This is a genomic window from Cupriavidus sp. 05L310, assembly GCF_056398185.1.
In genome coordinates this window covers 41,856-61,658 of record NZ_JBFTOX010000062.1, presented here as the reverse complement: position 1 = coordinate 61,658, position 19,803 = coordinate 41,856, and the positions used below count along the sequence as shown (strand labels likewise).

Genomic DNA, 19,803 nt, shown 5'->3' with positions numbered 1-19,803 from the left:
TTGCGGCCGTGCTCCCGCACGATGAAGGCGCTGCCGCGACGCTGCCACCCGGCAAGAATCGCCCGGGTGCTGAAGTTGCGATCGGCGATCCACAGTTCGGCCGGCTGGGCCGATGCGAGCAGGGTTTCCATGATGGCCCGCTCCTGGGCATGCGCATCTTCACAGGGCACCAGATCGACGATCATCGCCGTGTCCGGGTCATAGACTACCAATGACTGCCCTGGCAAGGCCGCACCCCGAAACCCCCGCAATGGTTTCAGGCGCTTTTCGCTCGCCGGCAAATGGCTGCCATCCACGATGCGCAGGCGATAGCCATTCACCGATGGCGGCTGCTTGCGCAACATCGGTTGCTCGACCGGCCCCAGCCGCTGCGCACTGCCTTGCACCAGGCCACGAACCAGCCCCGGCTCGGTCCGGCTTAGCTTGTCGTACAGCGCGGTGATGGAAACCGGCAGCGCCGGACTGGCCTTGGCTGCCGCATGCACCGACGGGCGCAGCCCCACGGCGACCAGCGACATGATTTCCACCGTCGTCGAGAACAATAACTCGCGCGTGTACTGCGTTTCACGCTCTTGCTCGAACAACTCGTCGATCCAGGCCGGATCCAGGGCGCGTTGCAACCCCAGGCGCGCCATCACGCTAACAGGGCTGTGTTCGAGAAAGCGTTCCACCACTGCGTCCAGTACCACGCCATTGACTCCGGTTTCTGTTCGAGAACACGGAGGTTGCCCTAATTTTCGTCACCTTGAAAGGGGTGGCTCTAACACGGTCCCTTTCTTGGCATCGCGCCGCAACTTCGAGACCGCCATGCCGGCGCTCGTGTACCCATGCGTTCGACGGAAAGCCGGAGGAAGCCACCATCGTCGCGCGCGTCATTGTGACGAATGACTCCTTCGATTGCGACGCCTGCCAGCCGCTCGTTGAGCACGATCGGCTGGTTGTACACGATGCGATGCTGGTCCAGCACGTGCGGCGCGCCACCGGGGATCGACGCGTGCATAAAACCGGTGGGGCTAGGTGTCGAGACTCATGGATTCGCTCGATGCCTGCTGCCCGCTTCCCCAGAGTTCGGTGATCGCGCGTTCGCTGGAACTCCACCGCGCGGTTGTTCGCGCGCGACAACCGGCCAGGCATTTCGAGCGCGCGCATCGTGGTCGAAATAGGGACCGGTTCGGTGCAAATTGTAACCCTCCAGGCTCAACAATTCTTACGCCTTCGTGGCCGTATCAGTCGTCGCGGGATCTGCTTGCGTGCATCGCTCTTCCCCTGAAGCCTCTGAACGCACTTCCGGCCGTTTCGTTCGCCACCATAGTACATATTTTATCGTTATAAATCATGCAGTTAAGATATTTTTAAGGTAGTTAATGCGTGCTGCTTTGACAGTCAATCGTCCGACTCCTAGGATTGACCTCGTGATCTCGTTTTGCATCCAGCGTTGAACGTAACCAGTAGCTCGACGCAACCCTCGCGCGCTTTGCACTCGCCGATGCGAACTGCTGGACCAGGCCACATACATCCCGTTCGAAGTCATCTCACGGAGCTATCTCATGCTTGAGTGGAAACAGGAAATTCAGGACATCAGTTCTCGCCTCAAAGAACTGTCCACGCGCACGCCGGACACCATTCGCGGTTTTGGGCTTATCGCTGGTGCGGGTGCCAAAACCGAGCAACTCGGCGCGAAGACGCGTGAACTCATCGCGCTGGCCGTCGCAGTCACCACGCGCTGCGATGGTTGCATCGCCTTCCATGCAGCCGAGGCCGTCAAGCTCGGCGTGTCCGACGAAGAGATCGCAGAAGCGCTCGGCGTCGCCATCAACCTGAACGCCGGCGCCGCCATTACGTACAGCACGCACGTGCTGGACGCCATCGACGCGCTGAAGCAAGCCTAACCGTTACACCCTGACAGGATCCCATCATGACCAATCCCAAGCTTGAAGTACTGACCCCTCAAAACAGCCAGTTGATTTTCATTGACCACCAGCCGCAGATGGCATTCGGTGTCCAGTCCATGGACCGGCAGGTGCTGAAGAACAACGTCGTCGGCCTCGCCAAGGCAGCGAAGATCTTCAACATCCCGACCACCATCACGACCGTGGAAACGCAAAGCTTCTCGGGATTCACCTACCCGGAGCTGCTCGACGTTTTCCCCGGCCAGCCCCTGCTCGAGCGCACTTCAATGAATTCGTGGGACGACCAGAAGGTTCGTGACGCGCTGGCGGCGAACGGTCGCAAGAAGATCGTGGTCTCGGGCTTGTGGACGGAGGTTTGCAACAACACCTTCGCACTCAGCGCCATGGCCGATGCCGGGTACGAAATCTATATGGTGGCCGACGCCTCAGGCGGCATTACGAAGGAAGGACATGACTTCGGCATGCAGCGCATGATCCAGGCCGGCGTCGTACCCGTGACGTGGCAACAGGTGGTGCTCGAATGGCAGCGCGACTGGGCGCGTCGCGATACGTATGACGCCCTCATGAGTGTGGTCAGGGAACACTCCGGCGCATACGGGATGGGTGTCGACTACGCTTACACCATGGTGCACAAAGCGCCACAGCGAGCGGTCGGCTCTCATGAGATCGTGCCTCCGGTTCCGGCAAAGTAATCGGCGGCCCTCCGTCTCATTTGGTGGCCCGCGTCCGGCCCGATGCAGCGTAATAGTGTGGCCGGACGTGCCCAGCAGCAGCAAGAGAGATGTGCCGATGAAGATCTATCTGTTCTCATTAGGTGCCGGCGTTCTGGTCGGCGTCAGCTACTACCTGATCGGCGTGCGGTCGCCCGCGCCACCGCTCGTTGCACTGGTCGGGCTGCTCGGCATTCTTGCCGGAGAGCAGTTCATACCGATCAGTCAGCAATATTTCCGTGGCGCCGTCCACTCGACAGTGAAGCGCGCATCAAATGACGCAACCGCAGCGTCCGGCACATTGCAGTACGGCGTCTCCGGCACTACGGCTGTGCGCAAGTCTGCAAAGAACGAGGAGACCCGCTCATGATTGCCTCCGCCAAAGCCCCCGACCTGATCCTGCACAACGGCCGGATTACCACGCTTGACAAGGCGAAGCCAGTCGCAACTGCCGTTGCCATCCACGAGGGACGATTTTCAGCGATTGGCGGCGACGCCGAGATCCTGTCTCTGGCAGGACCGGCAACGAACGTGATCGACCTTAAGGGACGGTCCGCCTTGCCAGGACTGATCGACAACCATACGCACGTCGTGCGCGGTGGCCTGAACTTCAACATGGAACTGCGGTGGGACGGCGTGCGCTCGCTTGCCGATGCGATGAACATGCTGAAGCGCCAGGTTGCCATTACGCCGCCACCCCAATGGGTTCGGGTGGTAGGTGGCTTCACGGAGAATCAGTTCGTCGAAAGGAGACTTCCCACCATCGACGAACTCAATGCCGTCGCGCCCGATACGCCTGTATTCATCCTTCATCTTTACGACCGCGCGTTGCTGAATGGCGCCGCCCTGCGGGCCGTGGGCTACACGAAGGACACGCCCGAGACGCCGGGCGGGCAGATCATGCGAGACGGCGACGGCAACCCAACTGGCCTTCTTCTTGCCAAGCCAAACGCGACGGTCCTCTACGCCACGCTGGCCAAGGGCCCAAAACTGCCATTCGACTACCAGCTCAATTCCACCCGTCATTTCATGCGCGAGCTGAACAGGCTGGGCGTGACGAGCGTCATCGATGCGGGCGGCGGATCGCAGAACTACCCCGAAGACTACGAAGTCATCCGCAAGCTTGCAGACGAGGGGCAAATGACGATTCGTCTGGCCTACAACCTGTTCACGCAGAAGCCGAAAGCGGAAAAAGATGACTTCCTGAACTGGACCAGATCGTCGAAGTACAAGCAAGGCGACGAGTATTTCCGTCATAACGGTGCCGGCGAAATGCTGGTGTACTCAGCGGCCGATTTCGAAGACTTTCGCGTACCGCGGCCGGACATGCCGCCGCAGATGGAAGCGGATCTGGAAGACGTCGTACGCGTGCTCGCCGAGAATCGCTGGCCATGGCGCATGCATGCCACCTACGATGAAACCATCAGCAGAGCGCTGGATGTGTTTGAAAAAGTGAATCGCGACATTCCCCTGAGCGGACTGAACTGGTTCTTCGATCATGCCGAGACCATCTCGGAGCGATCAATGGACCGTATCGCCGCCCTCGGCGGCGGTATCGCGGTGCAGCATCGCATGGCGTACCAAGGTGAATACTTCGTCGAACGATATGGCGCCAAGGCTGCCGAGGCGACGCCGCCGGTTGCGCGAATGCTGGAGAAAGGCGTGCGAACGTCGGCCGGGACCGACGCGACGCGCGTGGCGTCATACAACCCCTGGGTGTCTCTAGCCTGGCTGGTGACAGGCAAGACCGTCGGAGGCCTGCGCCTGTATCCGCATCGGAATCTCCTTGACCGTGATACCGCGCTGCGCATGTGGACAGAGAAGGTGGCGTGGTTCTCGAACGAGGAAGGCGCCAAGGGTCAGGTCATGGCCGGTCAATTGGCCGACCTGATCGTTCCGGACCGCGACTTCTTCACCTGTTCTGAAGACGAGATTGTGAACACGACGTCGGACCTGACGATCGTTGGCGGCCGCGTTGTCTACGGGGCAGGCGATTTCCAGCATCTTGACCGCAATGCGCCACCGCCGGCGATGCCTGACTGGTCGCCCGTCCGCAAATTCGGTGGCTTCGGCGCCTGGAAGGACTCGGACGGCAAGCGCGAACGCGCATTGCAGCAGGTGGCCGCGGCGTCCTGCGCTTGTGCAAAAACCTGTGCGGTCCATGGGCACGACCATGCCCGCGCCTGGGCGAGCAATGCGCCGACATCCGACCTGCGCTCGTTCTGGGGTGCGCTGGGCTGTGCCTGCTGGGCGGTGTGACATGGAATATCGCGCGCAAGTCAATCCGCCTTGGGTTGCCACCCTGCTCACGCAGCCATGGCTGCCGCCTGCGGCCCGTGCCATGCTTGTCTCCGCCTACGTCATAGGCGGTCTGACCAAGCTGTTCGGCTTCCACGCCGCCGTGCTCGAGATGGAACACTTCGGATTGCACCCGGGGGGGTTGTGGGCGGTGGCAACCATCATTGTCGAACTTGGCGGCTCAGTCTGCGTAATCTTCAATCGATGGCTGTGGTTGGGCGCCGGTGGGCTGGGCGTGCTGACGTTGGTCGCCATGCTCGTGGCCAATGACTTCTGGAATCTGGCAGGAAACGCGAGGCTTATGGCGTTGAATGGATTCTTCGAGCACCTCGGCCTCATCGCGGCGCTGGTCATGGCGACCATCCTCGCTGGAGCGGCGCCCCTCACCGGCAATTCCGCCCGCAATCAAAACTGGAAGGAATTTCATCAATGAACCTGAATCTTCGTTCTGCCGTTGTCACGGCGGCACTCGTCGCGGGCCTGGCTGTGTCTGCTCTTGTGCCGTCTGTTGCGTCCGCAGCGTCCGCCAGCGCGCCACCGCTCGCTGTTGGCCCCCAGTACGACACGACCCACGTCTACGTGGCGCCGGAAGATTTCGACAAGTTTACGGACAGCTTCGTGGCAACCTTTGGGGGCCACAAGTCACAACAGGGCGTATTCCAGGTTACGCCGACGCCCAGTCAGACGATGTCGCAGCTCGTCTTTACCCCGGTTGGCACGGTGTCCGTGTTCGGCTTCAAGACGCCCGTCCCGTATCCCTTCGGAAGCGAGCGAACCGGCTATCTTGTAGAAGACATGGACGCAGCCGTCAGGTCCGCCCGGGAGCACGGTGCGGACGTCAAGGTTGCGACGTTCCCGGATCCTATCGGCCGCGACGCCATCATTACGTGGCCTGGCGGCGTCAACATGCAACTCTACTGGCACACCCAGGCACCCAAGTATGACGCCCTCGAAACCGTCCCGGAGAATCGCGTCTATGTGTCACCCGAGCGCGCCGATGCGTTGATTCGTGACTTTGTTGCCTTCTCCCGCGGCAAAGTCGTGTCTGATGATCCGCATGCGGCCGGCGTTGAGATCGGCAATCCGACAGGCACGTATAGGCGTGTGAGACTCGACTCCGGCTTCGGCAAGATGACGATACTGGTGACCAACGGGCATTTGCCGTACCCCTTCGGCCATGAAATGACCGGCTATGAAGTCAAGGATCTCGCCGCCACACTGGCGAAGGCGAAAGGCGCCGGAGCAACGGTGCTGGTGCAGCCGTTTACGTCGGACCAGCGCGAGTCTGCGCTGGTTCAGTTCCCAGGCGGATACATCGCAGAAATCCATGCAACGGTCCGGTGACGGACGACGTATTACGGAAGGTGAATGATGAGACGTGATGACACCCTGCTCGCGTGCATAGCTGGCTACGTCGACACCCTTAGTGTCGTGGCACTTTTCGGGCTGCTCACCGCCCACGCCATGGGCAAGGACTTCGTGCTGATGAAGCTGATGGCCATTCCCGCCTTCCTGGCCGGCGTGGTTATCACGAGTCTGGTTGCGAGTACCGAAGCCGTGGCACCGCAAAACGCGGCATGGCGTGTCTACGCAATGCAGGCTGCGCTGATGCTTGCCTTTTGCGCCGCCGGCATTGCCGCTGCTCCCATCGTTCACCCCGACGACATACTGGTCATCCTTTGCGGGATGCTCGGTGCGGCGGCGATGGGAGTACAAAACGCACGCGACCGTTTGATCTCGCGGCAGGGGCATGTGCCCAACACCGTCAAGGCGGAACACATGACGCAGATAGTGCTGGACCTGTTCGAACTGCTGTCGCCAGCGAGTTCATCCGACACGAAAGCCACGTCGCGCGAACGCCTGGAAAGAACTGCCCCCGCGGTCTCGTCGTTCGCATGCGGAGCTGTGGGCGGCGCAATAGGTTACGCCAATGTGGGCTTCTGGGCACTACTATTGCCCTTCCTCGCGCTCTTGTGGCTGACGTTCAATGCGTCAAGACGGCAACAAGGCGTGACCGCTCCTCTGACCCGCATGGATGGTGGCAGCCAGCAAAGTCGGACGGCAAGCCCAGCCGGCCGCTAGCTTCGCAACGAGTACTACCTGCGGCGACCAACACTTGGCGCGCATCCAAAAGTGTCACAGGAGTGAGCGCCATGACTCGCGCATTGTTCCGCCCCCTCTACGAAATGAATACTCTCTCGTGCCTGGTCATGAGTTGTGTTGTTCTGACGCTAGCATTCGCTGGAAATGCGTATGCGGAGCAAGCCGAAGAAGCGAGCATAGAGAGTGTGCCTGCTTGTTCCGCCAGGCGCCCTGAGGTACTTTTCAATCGCTGGCAGGAAGATTGGTCGGCGCTTGCGGATCCATGCGTGCCACGAGAGCCGCTCGACGGCTTGAAGTACATCCCGCTTGGCGGGGATCCCAAATCCTATCTGTCGCTGGGCGCGAACTTGCGGGAGCGCATGGAGGTCAACAATGCGCCGCTCTTCGGACTCGGTACGGCACGCAACGACACCTATGTCATCCAACGCGCGCAGATCAGCGCCGATGCGCGTATTGGCCCGTATTTGCAGGTTTTTGCCCAGATCGAGGATGCGAGGCCGTTTGGCAAAGATGCGGTCACGCCCGTAGACAAGAATCCGGTGGACCTGGAGCAGGCCTTCGTGGCATGGGTCAGCCCGTTGGGTCCCGGCACATTCAAGTTTCGCGTCGGGCGCCAGGAAATGGCGTTCGATCTGCAGCGGTTCATTTCCGTGCGCGATGGTCCGAATGTACGGCAGGCTTACGATGCGGTCTGGGCAGACTACGAATACGGAAAGTGGCGATTTATCGGCTACCTGACGCAGCCCGTTCAGTATCGCGATGCGGAGGTATTCGACGATGTCTCCAACCGTCGCCTGACCTTTAGTGGCGCGCGTTTCGAACGCAAGGATGTCGGACCCGGCGACCTGTCCGGCTACTACTCCGCCTATAACCGCTCCAGCGCCAATTATCTGGATGCGGCGGGCGGTGAGCACCGCAATGTTTTCGATCTCCGCTACTCTGGAAAGGCCAGCCGCATCGATTGGGATGTCGAGACGATGTACCAGTCCGGTCATGTCGGAAACAAATCCATCAATGCGTGGGCCGTGGGCTCCATCGTCGGCTACACGCTTGACATGCCATGGTCACCGCGCCTGGCGCTGCAGGTCGATGGGGCGTCGGGTGACAAGCATCCAGGAGACGGAAGTCTGGGCACGTTCAATCCCCTGTTCCCCAATGGCTACTACTTCACGCTTGCCGGCTATACGGGCTATGCAAACATCCTTCACGTCAAGCCATCGATCAAGGTCAAACCGAAGAGTAACCTGACAATCCTGGGGGCAGTCGGATTCCAGTGGCGTCAGACGACAGCGGACGCCGTGTACCAACAGCCCAATGTTCCTGTGCCCGGTACGGCCGGAAGAGGCAGCAAATGGACGGGCGCCTATCTGCAACTGCGTGCTGACTGGGCCATTACCGCGCACCTGACAGGTGCGGTCGAAGCCGTGCATTTCCAGGTGGGCGACTCGATTCGTAATATCGGCGGACGCAATTCAGACTACGTTGGGGTGGAGCTAAAATACGGCTGGTAGAGGGCCACTTTCCACGGTACGTGAACATTTTGTCTAGCTTGCGATCCGGTAATGGCAGTAGTCCCTCTTGGGGTCGGCGCCGCACCCCGTGCGGGCCAGGTGTGCCATTCGCCTCAAATCTGGAGCATCGACTAGAAGAGGACCCGATCCATGAACATGGTTGAAATGCTGCAAGCGGCGGGCATTGATGGCCACAAGGCCGACTTTTACCTCGCCTCACTGGAACTGGGCGAAGCAACTGTTGCTGCAATCGCACAAAAAGCAGGTATCGGGCGAACTAATGCCTACGAAGTGCTGGACAGGCTCGTAGCGTCGGGCTTCGTATCGACGATCCAGAAAGGCGCGCGCTCTTATGTAATTCCACAGGATCCGATCATGCTGTTACGCAAGATCGAATCTCAGCGTCAAATCATTCAGGAAGTTCTCCCTCAACTCCGCTCCATTCACAATTCCTCTGGAGGAAAACCGAAAGTCCGATTTTTCTCGGGATTGGAGGGCATCAAGACTGTCATGAGTGAAACGCTGGAATGTCAATCGAAAGAAGTCAGCGCGATCATGTCTAACAGCGAGCTGTTCCGTACCCCAGGCTTTGACTTCATCAATGATCTTATAGCCCGTCGCGCGAAGGCAGGGATCAATATGCGCGTCATTCGTACTGGGCCGGGCGATTCTCGGGATTTATGGCGATCGTCAAAAAAGGACCGGCGAGAACTTCGGTGCGCACCGGAGGACTTTGAAATGGGTGTGACAACTTATCTATTCGACGACAAAGTGTCCATCATTTCCTCACGCGCCGAGCACTATGCACTGTCGATCCAAAGCCCGGAGTTCTTTGCTTTTCAGATGAGCCTCTTCGAAATACTCTGGAACGTTAGCGCTCCAGTTAGTGCGAGCTAAGCCCAAGGTTTGACTCGAGCCAGTGCTCGCTCTTCTGGCAACACGCATCGTGGGATGCGTGCATTGCGCCTGCCGCAGCGACCGCCGCCCTGACCGTCGCCCTGACAGGGCAGTGGATCCGCGCAATCTCGGCCGCAAGCGACGCACCTGGCGGGAGCCCACTGCCGCTCCTGGCCCATAGTCACTAAGGGCTCGGACGATTCATCGTCAAATCAGACACAGCCCGCTATCCAAGACGACACGAGCACTCTGCGGAGGACGCAGATGCGCTTAAATCCAAAGCGACCTGAAAGTTGCTTTTTATCAAGCGCCTCATGAATTACTTAAACCAATTTCGTTCGCTGAGATAGTACAATATTTATTCTTATAAATCATATATTTAGTACGTTTTTTGAAAATTTTGGTCGCATAATTTTGACGTGAAAATGCCTGCCTTCTAGACTTCAGTCACCATATCCATTGGGACTGTGCAGAGGAAGGCCATGTCAACAAAATCGTCAACTATTCAGCACTCGCAGAAGCACGAGCGCCTTGTGATCGTCGGATCTACCCTCGGGACGCTCTTCGAGTGGTACGACTTTTTCCTGTTCGGCGCTGTTGCGTCGGTATTCTCCAGACTCTTCCTTGCCCCACGTTCCCCGTCCAGCGCCTATCTCTTCGCCCTCATCGCTTTTGGTGTGGGCTTCGCCGTACGTCCGCTGGGCGCACTGCTCTTCGGCCGCTTGGGCGATCTGATCGGCCGTAAGCACACCTTCCTCATCACGATCGTCCTGATGGGGGGAGCCACATTCTGCGTTGGCCTGCTTCCGACGTACGAACAGGTCGGATTTCTCGCTCCAATCCTTCTGCTGCTTCGCGTGGTTCAAGGCATTGGACTGGGTGGTGAATATGGCGGCGCTGCCATTTACGTAGCCGAGCACGCGAGCCCCGGCAGAAAGGGCCGCAACACGAGCTGGATCCAGATGACAGGCGCAGGCGGCTCCATCCTCTCGCTGCCGCACTGGTTGAAATGTTCCCCGCGCGGGTTCGATACACCGGCTTGTCGTTCCCGTATCACGTCGGAAACGGAATCTTCGGTGGCTTCTTCCCCGCTGTCGCGTTTGCAATGGTGACATTCACCGGCGATATCGATCCTGGTAGCCGAGATTGATCTAGACGATATCCCTCCAGCAAAGTACGACCTTGACGCAGTCGGCCACTATTCACGGCCAGACGTCTTCCGTGTTCTGGTAAACGAAAACAGCCAGCCGTTGATCGACAGTGGCTACTCCCTCTTTCCTGCCAGCGAATCAAAATGAGCTTTCATATCGAGTATCCCCGCACGATCCCAGCCCAACGGCCGGGAGAGTTTGCACCGGCCGCCCCGAAGTTCCACGTCCGGTGGAACGCCCCCCTTACGACCGTTGTGTCGGACTACATCGCAGTGCAACGTACTCCGGCGGACTTCGGTACGGAACGCGCATTCTTCAAAAGGACTCGCGACGCCTTTGCAAGCGCCTGGGGCCCGGATTGCTTCGATGAGGTGCGACATACCGACGAGGCCGGGTCTACCAATTCGATTGTCATTGCGTACTGGACCGACATTACGCGGTACGCGATCTGGAAGCACCAGGATGCCTTTAACACCTGGTTCGCCTCTCAAGAGCGAGAAGAGGAGAATGTAGGCTACTGGCGTGAAACGCTTACGGTGCCTTATGACAGGATCGAAACCATCTTTTCAGAGCCGTACTATCGGGCCGGGATCGCTCGCACAAAGGGAAGCGAACTGGAGCCCATGTATATCGCTGGCTATTTCGGTGCGATGCGCGACCGGCTGCCGATTTCTGCAGTCGATCCTCTCGCGTCCCCTTACGGCGAATCAGTCCCCCAAGGCGAGTTCTTGGGCGCTTCGCGGGCCCGCATCCGGATTGATGTTCCGCCCAACGTCGTGAACATTCGCTCTGGCCAGTACTGGGAGAAGGCAGAAGGCGACCAACTTGACGACTACTACACCAACCTTCAGCCCAAGCTTGAGACGGGGATGGCCTACCTTAAGGACCATGCCGCAACGACAGGCTGTTTGTCACTGCGTGCGCTGGTTACGCTGGATCAAGAGGGCAACGAGTTGAAGGAAACGTCAAAGCACGGATACTTCCTTTCGCTTGGACAACTTGAACGATGGGCTGCTGGACACAAGAGTCATCTTGACATCTTCAAGCACGCGCTCGCGATGCGCCGGAAGTATCGGGCCGCACGCAGCGTTGTCACCTGGCATGAAGTCTTCGTTCTCGGCACGACGCCGTCTTTTGAGTACGTGAACTGTCACGCCGGCACCGGCTTGCTCCGTTTTGCCCACGCATGGGGAAAGATCGTCGCCGCGATCGGATGAGGACGAACACCATGACAACCAAAAGACCTACAAACTTGGTTCCGATTCGACTGTACTCGATGACGTATTCGGGCCACGGCCATCGCGTTCAATTGCTATTGTCGCTACTCTGCCTCCCTTACGAGAAGATCGATATTGAGCCGCAAAGCGGCAACCTGCAAACGCCAGAATGCCTTGCGCGGAGCCCTTTCGGGGAGGTCCCCGTCATCATTGACGGCGATGCGACGCTCTACGATTCAAACGCGATTCTGGTGTACTTGGCTAAGAAGTATGGCGAGCCCTCTTGGCTCCCTGAAGATCCGGAAGGCAATGCACTTGTGCAGCAATGGTTCTCGCTAGCTGCTGGACAGATCGCATTTGGCCCATGTGCGGCACGCTGCCTCGTTGTCTACGACGAAGAACTTGTGCCAATGGCCAGTGCAATCGATATCGATGCCGTAGACGCGCAGCTTCGCATCTACGACCGACATCCGGTCACGGCCCATCTTCGCCGTGCAGGTTTCATGAAAGTAGGACACAGCGCCATTGCGAATGAAACTATCGAGCGCGGCCCCCCTTACTGGTCCGGGCATGACCTCACGCTTAAGCGCACCGGCACTTGTCCGAACGTGCAGTTTGCGTTCCTCGGCTTTACGTTCAGGCCGAGAGCAGCATCGAACAGACACCACCGGCGATTTACTGGCTTTCTGCCCGCGGTGAGAAGCGATGCGTTGAAACGGATGAGACAGAGAGTGCGAAGCTGGCGCATGCACCGAATGACATCGGCGACGTAAGATCCGACGTAAGAACCGCGTGTGCACCAGACCCGTCACGAGCCTTGGCCAGCGCCCCAACGCATAGACTAGGCCGGCTGCTGTTCCGGCTCGGCCAAGGCCGTGCGCACCGCGTTGCAGGCTGCATCGAGCCGCTCCGGCGCGCCGAAAAGACGTGTCGTCACGACGCTGTTCTGCAGCGCGCCGTACAGCACCTGCGCGATGGCGCCCGGCGAAGCCGGCAGCGTGTCACCGCGGGCTTCGGCAGCGCGCTGCACCAGCCGGGCCAGCCAGGCCTCATTGAGCTTGTAGTAGCCCTGCAGGGCCGTGTGCGCCGACTTGGGTAGCAGCGCCAGCTCGGCCGACAGCATGCCGCACAGGCAGATCTGGCCGCTGCCCGCGCTATCGCGCACCGAGCCTAGGTATTGCTCGGCCTGCTCGGCCAGCGGCAGGCTGGTGTCTATGCTGCGCAGGCGCTCGGCGCGCCGGGCGATGTAGCGCGACATCGCTTCCTGCAGCAGGTCGTCCTTGGACGGGAAGTAGTAGTGGATGCTCGATGTCTTGACGCTGACCAGCTCCGCTAGGTCGCGATAGCTGAAGCCATTGAATCCTCGGCGGCGTATCAGCGACAGGGCGTGTTCCACCAGCTGGTCGCGTACGGAAAGCGTGGTCATCGCGAAACTCCGATGCGTCTGGCAGGGCCGCGGTGTGGTTGCCGGATCAAGCCGGCAGCACCTGTGCCACCGCAGCGGCCATCGAACCGCTGGCGGCGCACAGCAGAAGCCAGCCAGCGGTTGCGAGGAAACCTTGCCGAATATTCATAATGTGCTCCCGATCTGTCGAGTTGCCGCCACGAGGGCCTGCGCTTGGTACTGCTGGCCCGAAACGGCGCGACCCGCGCTGTCGCCAGCCGCCTCTTCCGCCTGCTCAGGCCAGGGCGCCGTCAGTGTACGGGTCGGCCTCGCCGACGCGGGCACCTTCGGTGAACGGGTCGAACTTGCCGGTGCGAGCGCCGTCGCTGTAGATGTCGCGGCTGCGGGCGGGCGAAGACGACACGCCGGTGCGATCCAGGCCGGCTACGATGCGCGCACCGTCGCTGTAGGGATCGGCCTTTCCGACGCGGGCGCCTTCGGTGAACGGGTCGAACTTACCGACGCGGGCGCCGTCGGTGAACGCGCTCCGGCTGTCGTTGACGCGGAAGTTGTAGCCGTAGCGGTCGCCGCTGAAGGCACTGTCCTTGGGGCCGGATGCCTGGGCACCACCTGCGACGAAGGCAGCGGCAAGAGCGGCGACGGTGATCAGCGACTTGGCGATGAGCTTGGTGTTCATGAAGTTCTCCAATTCGTTTAGCTGAGGTCCGAGGTCTGCACAGGCCGCGAAGACCGGAACTGCTTGTTAAGACGTAAGTCTCTTTGGTGGTTATCTACTAATAGATAGACGTGCAGGGTAAAAAAACAGCGCATGCCGGTGATGTCACATTTGCTGCTTGTGAGATCTCCACATTGCGCGGCCTTTGTTTCTTGCCTGCGGTGCAGCAGATTCCATGACTTGAATCTTATCTACCTGTAGATAGATGGTCAAGGAATTTCTCAAGTTTCGCCAGACTGACCTCGCTCCGCTCGCGATCACGCCAAGCCCGGCCAAGACGACAAAGACGTCCTAGCCGGAGCGCATTACCAAACCAGCCAAGAACCCTGCTGGGCGCCTAACCCTGACGCGAAGTCGCGCTTAACCCACTTTTTCCAGACTATGTGTCATTCCTCTGGATATAGGTGGTACACGACATGAGCGGGTCATCCATGTAATCAGGGGGCGGAGGTGGGTCCCACCATGGCGCGCTCAACTATTCCCTTGTCGCAACTATCCGAAAATGTTCCACCGTCTGCCCGGCGTGGATTGCCCGCTGCAGCCAGTCCGGCATGGCGCCGCAGCCGTCCCAGCCCTGCCCGTGCGCGTTGCGATAGCGCACCGCCCCAGGCAACGTCGCCGGTGGCGGCTCGGCAAAACAGCCGGCAGCCTGCAGGTGAGCCAGGGTCAGGCCGTGCTGGGCCATCTGGATGCGGATCCAGGTAATCGCTTCGGCACGCTCGATTTCGATCGACTTCATTTTAGGTGCACAGATTTGAGGAAGCTGCGGAGCAGGATCCTGCGTTGTCGTCTCAAAGACCGTGGGGCCTCAACATTGTTCCGGCGGATCGCTGGTGTAACGGAGACCGCGCCAAAACGGGGGCTGACTAAGCGGCAAGGCGGTGGTCTTCTTCCCTGGCGATGGAGGGATACCATCGTTCAACGTGAGACCGGAGCTGGTTATTGAGCACGGCCGTCCGGCTTTGCAGTAGGTTGTGCGCGTGCCTCGGCCGCCAGGCCATCTGCTGTCGTTTGACGAACCGCTTGCTGACCACCTGGTTGACGGCTGACTCGACAAAACCCGATGCAATGGGCTCCCCATGCCGATAACAGTCACCGTAGTTCACGATGAAGTGCCGGTTGTTGTCGAGGTAGACAATGAACTCCTCGAGCTTGCCAAGGAGTTTGGCCTCCTCAGGGCTGGCCTCGGCGTCCAGAACGCAGCCCAGGATTTCGAGTCGGCGCAACGCCGGATAGGGGCAGCCGTGCCACAGGTGCCACTTGGCGCCATGCAGCGTCTTGATCAATGCGGTATTGCTGGGGCCATCGCAGTGTGCCGGCCGGCCCTTGATCATCTGTTCGAGGTTCTGGATCCGCATAGCGATGTGGAACCAGTCGAGAACGTACTCGCCGCGGTCACCAAAGCCGAGCTGTGCAAACCGTACCGTCTCTCCGCCGTCCGACAGGAAGGTAACCGGTTGACCGGGTTGCACACCTTCTCGTAGCAGAAAAGCTAGCTGCGTCGCCCTTGCACCGCCGACAGGGGTACAGCCTGGGACTGTAAATCGACAATCGCCCGAACGCACTATGGAAGACCAAGTGATGGTGGCCCTTGCAAGCCAGCTGCGCCCCGCACGTGGGACAAACGCTGGTCCGGGCAACTGCCTCGGCAACCTGTGCCGCGACCATCGTGCGCTGCAGCCGACCCAGCAAAAATTTCGCCTCGTCCAGATGGAGGCCCAGCGAGCCCACATCAAGGCCGCCTCTCTCGAACTGGACTATTTCGGTGATGGTGGCTGGCTCGCCTCCCTCATCGTGCACTACGAGTTGCAAGCTGATACGCATGGCCGCCCTCCTCCCTTGGAAGCTGCGGCGACCAGTCTACGCCTGGAGCCGTCGCAACCGATCATTGAAAATTTGGCGGTCGAAGCGGCGGTCCAGTCAAGTCAGCCACTGGTCGACCTCATCGCGTAAGTCTTCCAGCACGATTGGATCCTCGCGCAGCGACTCAATCCAATCGAGGAACTCATACTCACCGCGTTCGTCGCTGGCCTCCAGATACCTCTCGATCCCGCCAACGTCCTCTGGCGGGCATGGCCCATAACCCGCCACGCAACGGGGAAGTCGGCCAGGATGTTGCCGCAACATACGCCGCTCCATCCGTATCTCGTGACGCCACCACGCGTTGAAGTCATACACATAGGCGAAGCCTTCGTGTTCGCGGAGATGAAACGCGGTCAGCGGTAGCTCGTTTGCCACGGTGGAGAACTGCAAGACGCCCTCATGAGCTTCGCCGTAACACCTGCCACGAATGCTGAACGGGTGCAGATGTTGGTCGGCCTAGCCCATGACTACCTGGATGACAGGGTGCAATTGCCCGAGCGTCAAGTGTTCGGGAACGAGGACGCGTCGCCAAACCGGCGGGCTCAGGCCGCGCAGAGCAATTCGAAGTTGAAGGACGGAGGTCGCCGGCCCGGGATCGGAAGCCATGTACGCATTGTAGGTGTCTCATTGGCCTCTCAGTAGAGGTCCGGTCGTCTGCACCCGTTTTGGCGCGGTCTCCTTCAATGGTGTGCGACGCCGCACCTCCAACTTCGCCAGTTTCTCGCTGATGCCTCTGCGAGCCATGAGCCGGTAATACGACTTTCAGAAATCTTTTGTAGTGCGGATCGTGTTCGCTATTGACTACGGGCCGTGTCGCGACGCCAGTTTCCATTGCCGCCTGTGCTACCGCTGGCGCAACAATATTGCACTACGCCGAGGCCCGCCTCCTATCGAGTGAGACGGCTACCGAATGGGGCCGTCGCCAATACAGCGGACGTATCGGCTGACATATCGAAAGTATTTTTCCAGAGGCATCGCAATCAGTAACATCCGAGTCGAACCGGATGCGAAACCTTTTGGGCTACCGGCACGAAAACAAGGAGACAACATGGCAACTGACGCCGTGAGGCGACGCCTCATGCTGGCCGCGCTCGGGCTATTCGCCCTGCCGGCCGGTGCGCAGCCCGATTACCCGGCAAGGCCAGTCAAGCTCGTGGTGTCGTTGCCGCCCGGCAGCGGCGCGGATTCCACGGCGCGCTTCATTGCCCAGAAGCTCGCTGCAAAGCTGGGCCAGCCGTTCGTGGTGGAGAACCGCCCCGGCGGGAACGGCTTCATCGGCGCCCGCGCCGTCGCCGACGCCGCGCCTGATGGCTACACGCTCTTCGTCGGCAGCAACTCGACGATGGTAACCAACGCCGTGCTGTTCACTAACCCGCCCTACGATCCCGTCAACGGCTTTGCGCCCGTGGAGCGCCTCGCGCGCTTTGCCATGGTCGTCGTCGTGCCGGCGAATTCGCCGTACAAGGCGCTTGGGGGGCTCATCGGCGCCCTGCGCACCGCGCCGGGCAAACTCAACTACGCGGCGGGTAGTCCCACCTACCAGATCTATACCGAACTGCTGAACGAGCGCTTCCATGTGCGCGCGAATCCCATCGCTTACAAGGGCACGGCGCCGGCCATGACCGACGTCGCCGCTGGCCACGTCGACTACGCGATCGGCGAGATCAGCGCGGTGTTACCGCTGATTCGCGCGGGCCGTGTCCGCCCGCTCGCCGTGACCGCCCCGCAGCGGCTCAAGGATCTTCCGCAGGTTCCTACCGTTGCCGAAAGCGGTGCGCCGGGCTTCGATGTGGCGGCATGGACCGGCATCTTTGCGCCGTCCAAGGTGCCCGCGCAGATCGTTAACGTGCTGTCCGCCGCCGTACGTGAAGCCATGCAGCAGCCCGACAGCGTGAAGTTCATCACGGGCCTGGGCGGGGAGGTTTATCTCGGCGGGCCCCAACACTTCCGCCAGTTCCAGCTGGCCGAAATTGAGCGAACGCGCGACATCGTCAAGCGTGCCGCCATCCAGATTGAATAACCCATCGGACCAATTGAGATTCTATGCACACGGAACAACAAGCGCCGCAACGTGGCCGGCTGGCAGGTGTCAGGGTTATCGAAATGGCCGGCATCGGTCCCGGCCCGCTGGCCGGCATGATGCTGGCCGACATGGGTGCCGAGGTGCTGCGCATCGAGCGGCCAGGCGAAACCGATCTTGGCGTCAAGCGTGAGCGCCGCTACGACCTGATGCTGCGCGGGCGCAAGGCGATTGCGCTCGACCTGAAGGAACCACTTGCTGTGCAGGCCGTGCTGGACCTCGTGGCATCGGCCGACATGCTGATCGAGGGCTTCCGGCCCGGCGTCATGGAGCGGCTCGGCCTCGGACCCGAGGCTTGCCACGCGCGCAACCCGCGGCTCGTCTATGGCCGGGTCACGGGCTGGGGCCAGACGGGCCCGCTTGCGTCCAGCGCGGGGCACGATATCAACTACATCGCGCTCACCGGCGCCTTGAACGGTTTTGTCGCAATAAGCTTCCGGTAGAATGAGCCGGTATCGAATTCAGGCAATGTGGTCAGTGGTGATGAACACGGAGATTGCGAAGGTATTGAAGCGCTTTCACTATCCGCTGGAGGTGATGCTGACCTGCGTGCGCTGGTATGTCGCCTATCCGCTGAGCCTGCGTCATCTCGAGGATATGATGGCCGAACGTGGCATCTCGGTTGACCATTCGACCGTGCATCGCTGGGCGCTGAAGTTGCTACCGGCGCTAAACAAAATCTTTCGCCACTCCAAGCGTCCGGTGGGGAAAAGCTGGCGCATGGACGAGACCTACATCCTGGTACGCGGCCAGTGAAAGTATCTGTACCGGGCGGTCGACAAGGCGGGCAATACCATCGACTTCCTGCTGTGCGCCCAGCGTGACAAGGCCGCAGCACGGCGGTTTTTCGAGAAGGCCATCGCGCAGCATGGCCAGCCTGACACGGTGACCATCGACGGCAGCGCATCCAACCTGGCGGCCCTGCACGACGTCAACACCGAACGAGAAACTCCCATCACCATCCGGCAGGTCAAGTACCTGAACAACATTGTCGAACAGGACCACCGAGCCATCAAACGCCTGACCCGACCCATGCTTGGATTCAAGGACTTTCGCTGCGCGCGCATCCTGTTGGGCGGTATCGAGCTCATGCACACGATTGCCAAGGGCCAGATGCAGTGCCACGAAGGGAGCAATCCGTCCGCTGCAGAGCAATTCCATTCACTGGCAGCATAAGTCAGTTGTGCCCTCGGGCGTCTTCTCGTCCTCGCTCCCTTACAGCGACAGAGCCCGTCGAACACGCGTCCCGGTGCAATGCGGCGCAGCACGCCGGCGATGCGGTGGGTTGGCCATTCGCGCATCACCATGAAACGCAGCGGTTCGGGCAGGAACAGTGCGACGACGACCGCGAGCGCGACGGGCAGTGCGGCGCCCACGAGGAAGAGGCTCTTCCAGCCGTAGACCGGAATCAGCGCGGCCGCCGTCACGCCACACAAGGCGGCGCCAGGCATGCGCCCGCAGCCCATAGCGTTGACGATCAACGCGCTGCGGCGGGCCGGCGCTATTCGTACACGAGCGTCGTGGCGCCCGGCACGGCGGCGCCGATGCCGATCCCGGTCAGCAGCCGCCAAACTCCCAGAGACAGCGGCGACGTGGCGGTAATACTGCCGAGGCTGCACAGGCCGAACAGCATCATGGAAACGACCATGACGGTCTTCGGCGTGGTCCGATCGAAAAGCGGCCCGGCGGCCAGCGCGCCGATGGCCATGCCGAAGATCGACGCGCTCATCACGGGTCCGAGCACGTCCTTGCCCACATGCCACTCCTGCATTAGCGCGGGCACGACGAAGCCCACGGCGAAGGCGTCATAGGTGTCGACGGCGATGGTCAAAAAGCAGACCACCAAGATGAGCCATTGGTAGGCCGAGAATCGCTCGGCGTCGATAAGTCTCTTTACGTCGACGATTGGTTGCGTGTCAGTCATGGGTTTCCTCCGTTTTTCC

17 protein-coding genes and 7 pseudogenes are annotated in these 19,803 nt (G+C 60.4%); 15 read left to right on the top strand and 9 right to left on the bottom strand.

Annotated elements, in window-relative coordinates; genetic code table 11:
- Positions 1 to 635, bottom strand: a 635-nt coding sequence (locus AC1DS6_RS34205; RefSeq protein ID WP_477104106.1) for a transposase, incomplete at its 3' end; no start/stop codon positions are given.
- A gap of 156 nt (positions 636 to 791) precedes the next feature.
- Positions 792 to 1,173, bottom strand: a pseudogene (locus AC1DS6_RS34200) (Tn3 family transposase); the annotation flags it as partial.
- A 374-nt stretch (positions 1,174 to 1,547) separates the two neighbouring features.
- Here AC1DS6_RS34200 and AC1DS6_RS34195 point away from each other — a divergent pair.
- The 12 genes and pseudogenes from AC1DS6_RS34195 to AC1DS6_RS34140 form a co-directional block, all read left to right on the top strand.
- Entirely contained in the window at positions 1,548 to 1,889 is a 342-nt protein-coding gene (locus tag AC1DS6_RS34195) for a carboxymuconolactone decarboxylase family protein (protein ID WP_006159602.1), read from the top strand.
- Between the two features lie 26 nt (positions 1,890 to 1,915).
- A complete protein-coding gene (locus AC1DS6_RS34190; RefSeq protein ID WP_441629718.1) occupies positions 1,916 to 2,602 on the top strand; it encodes a hydrolase in 687 nt (228 codons plus the stop codon).
- Between the two features lie 97 nt (positions 2,603 to 2,699).
- Complete coding sequence (locus AC1DS6_RS34185) at positions 2,700 to 2,990, top strand: DUF1427 family protein (protein ID WP_441629717.1); 291 nt, start codon at positions 2,700 to 2,702, stop codon at positions 2,988 to 2,990.
- A complete protein-coding gene (locus tag AC1DS6_RS34180; protein WP_441629716.1) occupies positions 2,987 to 4,879 on the top strand; it encodes an amidohydrolase in 1,893 nt (630 codons plus the stop codon). The genes AC1DS6_RS34185 and AC1DS6_RS34180 overlap by 4 nt, the downstream gene beginning before the upstream one ends.
- 1 nt (position 4,880) lies before the next feature.
- Positions 4,881 to 5,351, top strand: a complete 471-nt coding sequence (locus AC1DS6_RS34175) for a DoxX family protein (RefSeq protein WP_477104105.1) — start codon at positions 4,881 to 4,883, stop codon at positions 5,349 to 5,351.
- Complete coding sequence (locus AC1DS6_RS34170; protein WP_441629714.1) at positions 5,348 to 6,262, top strand: glyoxalase; 915 nt, start codon at positions 5,348 to 5,350, stop codon at positions 6,260 to 6,262. Before AC1DS6_RS34175 ends, AC1DS6_RS34170 begins: the two co-directional genes overlap by 4 nt.
- A gap of 27 nt (positions 6,263 to 6,289) precedes the next feature.
- On the top strand, positions 6,290 to 7,000 hold the full coding sequence (locus tag AC1DS6_RS34165) for a YoaK family protein (RefSeq protein ID WP_477104104.1): 711 nt from the start codon (positions 6,290 to 6,292) through the stop codon (positions 6,998 to 7,000).
- A 71-nt stretch (positions 7,001 to 7,071) separates the two neighbouring features.
- Positions 7,072 to 8,532, top strand: a complete 1,461-nt coding sequence (locus tag AC1DS6_RS34160) for an alginate export family protein (RefSeq protein WP_441629712.1) — start codon at positions 7,072 to 7,074, stop codon at positions 8,530 to 8,532.
- A gap of 150 nt (positions 8,533 to 8,682) precedes the next feature.
- Positions 8,683 to 9,429 carry a TrmB family transcriptional regulator gene (locus tag AC1DS6_RS34155; protein WP_477104103.1) on the top strand — a complete coding sequence of 249 codons (747 nt, stop codon included), beginning with the start codon at positions 8,683 to 8,685 and terminating at the stop codon, positions 9,427 to 9,429.
- Positions 9,430 to 9,911: 482 nt separating this feature from the next.
- A pseudogene (locus AC1DS6_RS34150) lies at positions 9,912 to 10,424 on the top strand (MFS transporter); the annotation flags it as partial.
- Positions 10,425 to 10,723: 299 nt separating this feature from the next.
- Positions 10,724 to 11,797, top strand: a complete 1,074-nt coding sequence (locus tag AC1DS6_RS34145) for a phenylacetaldoxime dehydratase family protein (RefSeq protein ID WP_441629710.1) — start codon at positions 10,724 to 10,726, stop codon at positions 11,795 to 11,797.
- Positions 11,767 to 12,066: pseudogene (locus tag AC1DS6_RS34140) on the top strand (glutathione S-transferase N-terminal domain-containing protein); the annotation flags it as partial. The gene AC1DS6_RS34145 and the pseudogene AC1DS6_RS34140, both read left to right, overlap by 31 nt.
- Before the next feature lie 66 nt (positions 12,067 to 12,132).
- Here the strand turns inward: AC1DS6_RS34140 and AC1DS6_RS34135 are convergent.
- The 6 genes and pseudogenes from AC1DS6_RS34135 to AC1DS6_RS34110 form a co-directional block, all read right to left on the bottom strand.
- Positions 12,133 to 12,369 carry a GMC oxidoreductase gene (locus AC1DS6_RS34135; RefSeq protein ID WP_477104108.1) on the bottom strand — a complete coding sequence of 79 codons (237 nt, stop codon included), beginning with the start codon at positions 12,367 to 12,369 and terminating at the stop codon, positions 12,133 to 12,135.
- Positions 12,370 to 12,638: 269 nt separating this feature from the next.
- Positions 12,639 to 13,223: a TetR/AcrR family transcriptional regulator gene (locus AC1DS6_RS34130; protein ID WP_477104102.1), complete on the bottom strand. Its 585-nt coding sequence runs from the start codon at positions 13,221 to 13,223 to the stop codon at positions 12,639 to 12,641.
- Between the two features lie 253 nt (positions 13,224 to 13,476).
- Entirely contained in the window at positions 13,477 to 13,878 is a 402-nt protein-coding gene (locus AC1DS6_RS34125) for a copper resistance protein CopQ (protein ID WP_477104101.1), read from the bottom strand.
- Between the two features lie 514 nt (positions 13,879 to 14,392).
- A complete protein-coding gene (locus AC1DS6_RS34120) occupies positions 14,393 to 14,656 on the bottom strand; it encodes an H-NS histone family protein (protein WP_477104100.1) in 264 nt (87 codons plus the stop codon).
- 127 nt (positions 14,657 to 14,783) lie between these two features.
- Positions 14,784 to 15,741, bottom strand: a pseudogene (locus AC1DS6_RS34115) (hypothetical protein).
- Positions 15,742 to 15,837: 96 nt separating this feature from the next.
- Positions 15,838 to 16,386, bottom strand: a pseudogene (locus AC1DS6_RS34110) (plasmid pRiA4b ORF-3 family protein).
- 472 nt (positions 16,387 to 16,858) lie between these two features.
- On the opposite strand from AC1DS6_RS34110, the gene AC1DS6_RS34105 reads away from it, so the two are divergent.
- The 3 genes and pseudogenes from AC1DS6_RS34105 (at position 16,859) to AC1DS6_RS34095 (ending at position 19,036) form a co-directional block, all read left to right on the top strand.
- Complete coding sequence (locus tag AC1DS6_RS34105; protein WP_477104099.1) at positions 16,859 to 17,800, top strand: Bug family tripartite tricarboxylate transporter substrate binding protein; 942 nt, start codon at positions 16,859 to 16,861, stop codon at positions 17,798 to 17,800.
- Between the two features lie 23 nt (positions 17,801 to 17,823).
- Positions 17,824 to 18,276, top strand: a pseudogene (locus tag AC1DS6_RS34100) (CoA transferase); the annotation flags it as partial.
- A gap of 67 nt (positions 18,277 to 18,343) precedes the next feature.
- Positions 18,344 to 19,036: pseudogene (locus tag AC1DS6_RS34095) on the top strand (IS6 family transposase).
- 325 nt (positions 19,037 to 19,361) lie between these two features.
- On the opposite strand, the gene AC1DS6_RS34090 reads toward AC1DS6_RS34095, so the two are convergent.
- Positions 19,362 to 19,784, bottom strand: coding sequence for an MFS transporter (locus AC1DS6_RS34090; RefSeq protein ID WP_477104098.1), 423 nt, complete (start codon positions 19,782 to 19,784; stop codon positions 19,362 to 19,364).
- Positions 19,785 to 19,803: the final 19 nt, after the last annotated feature.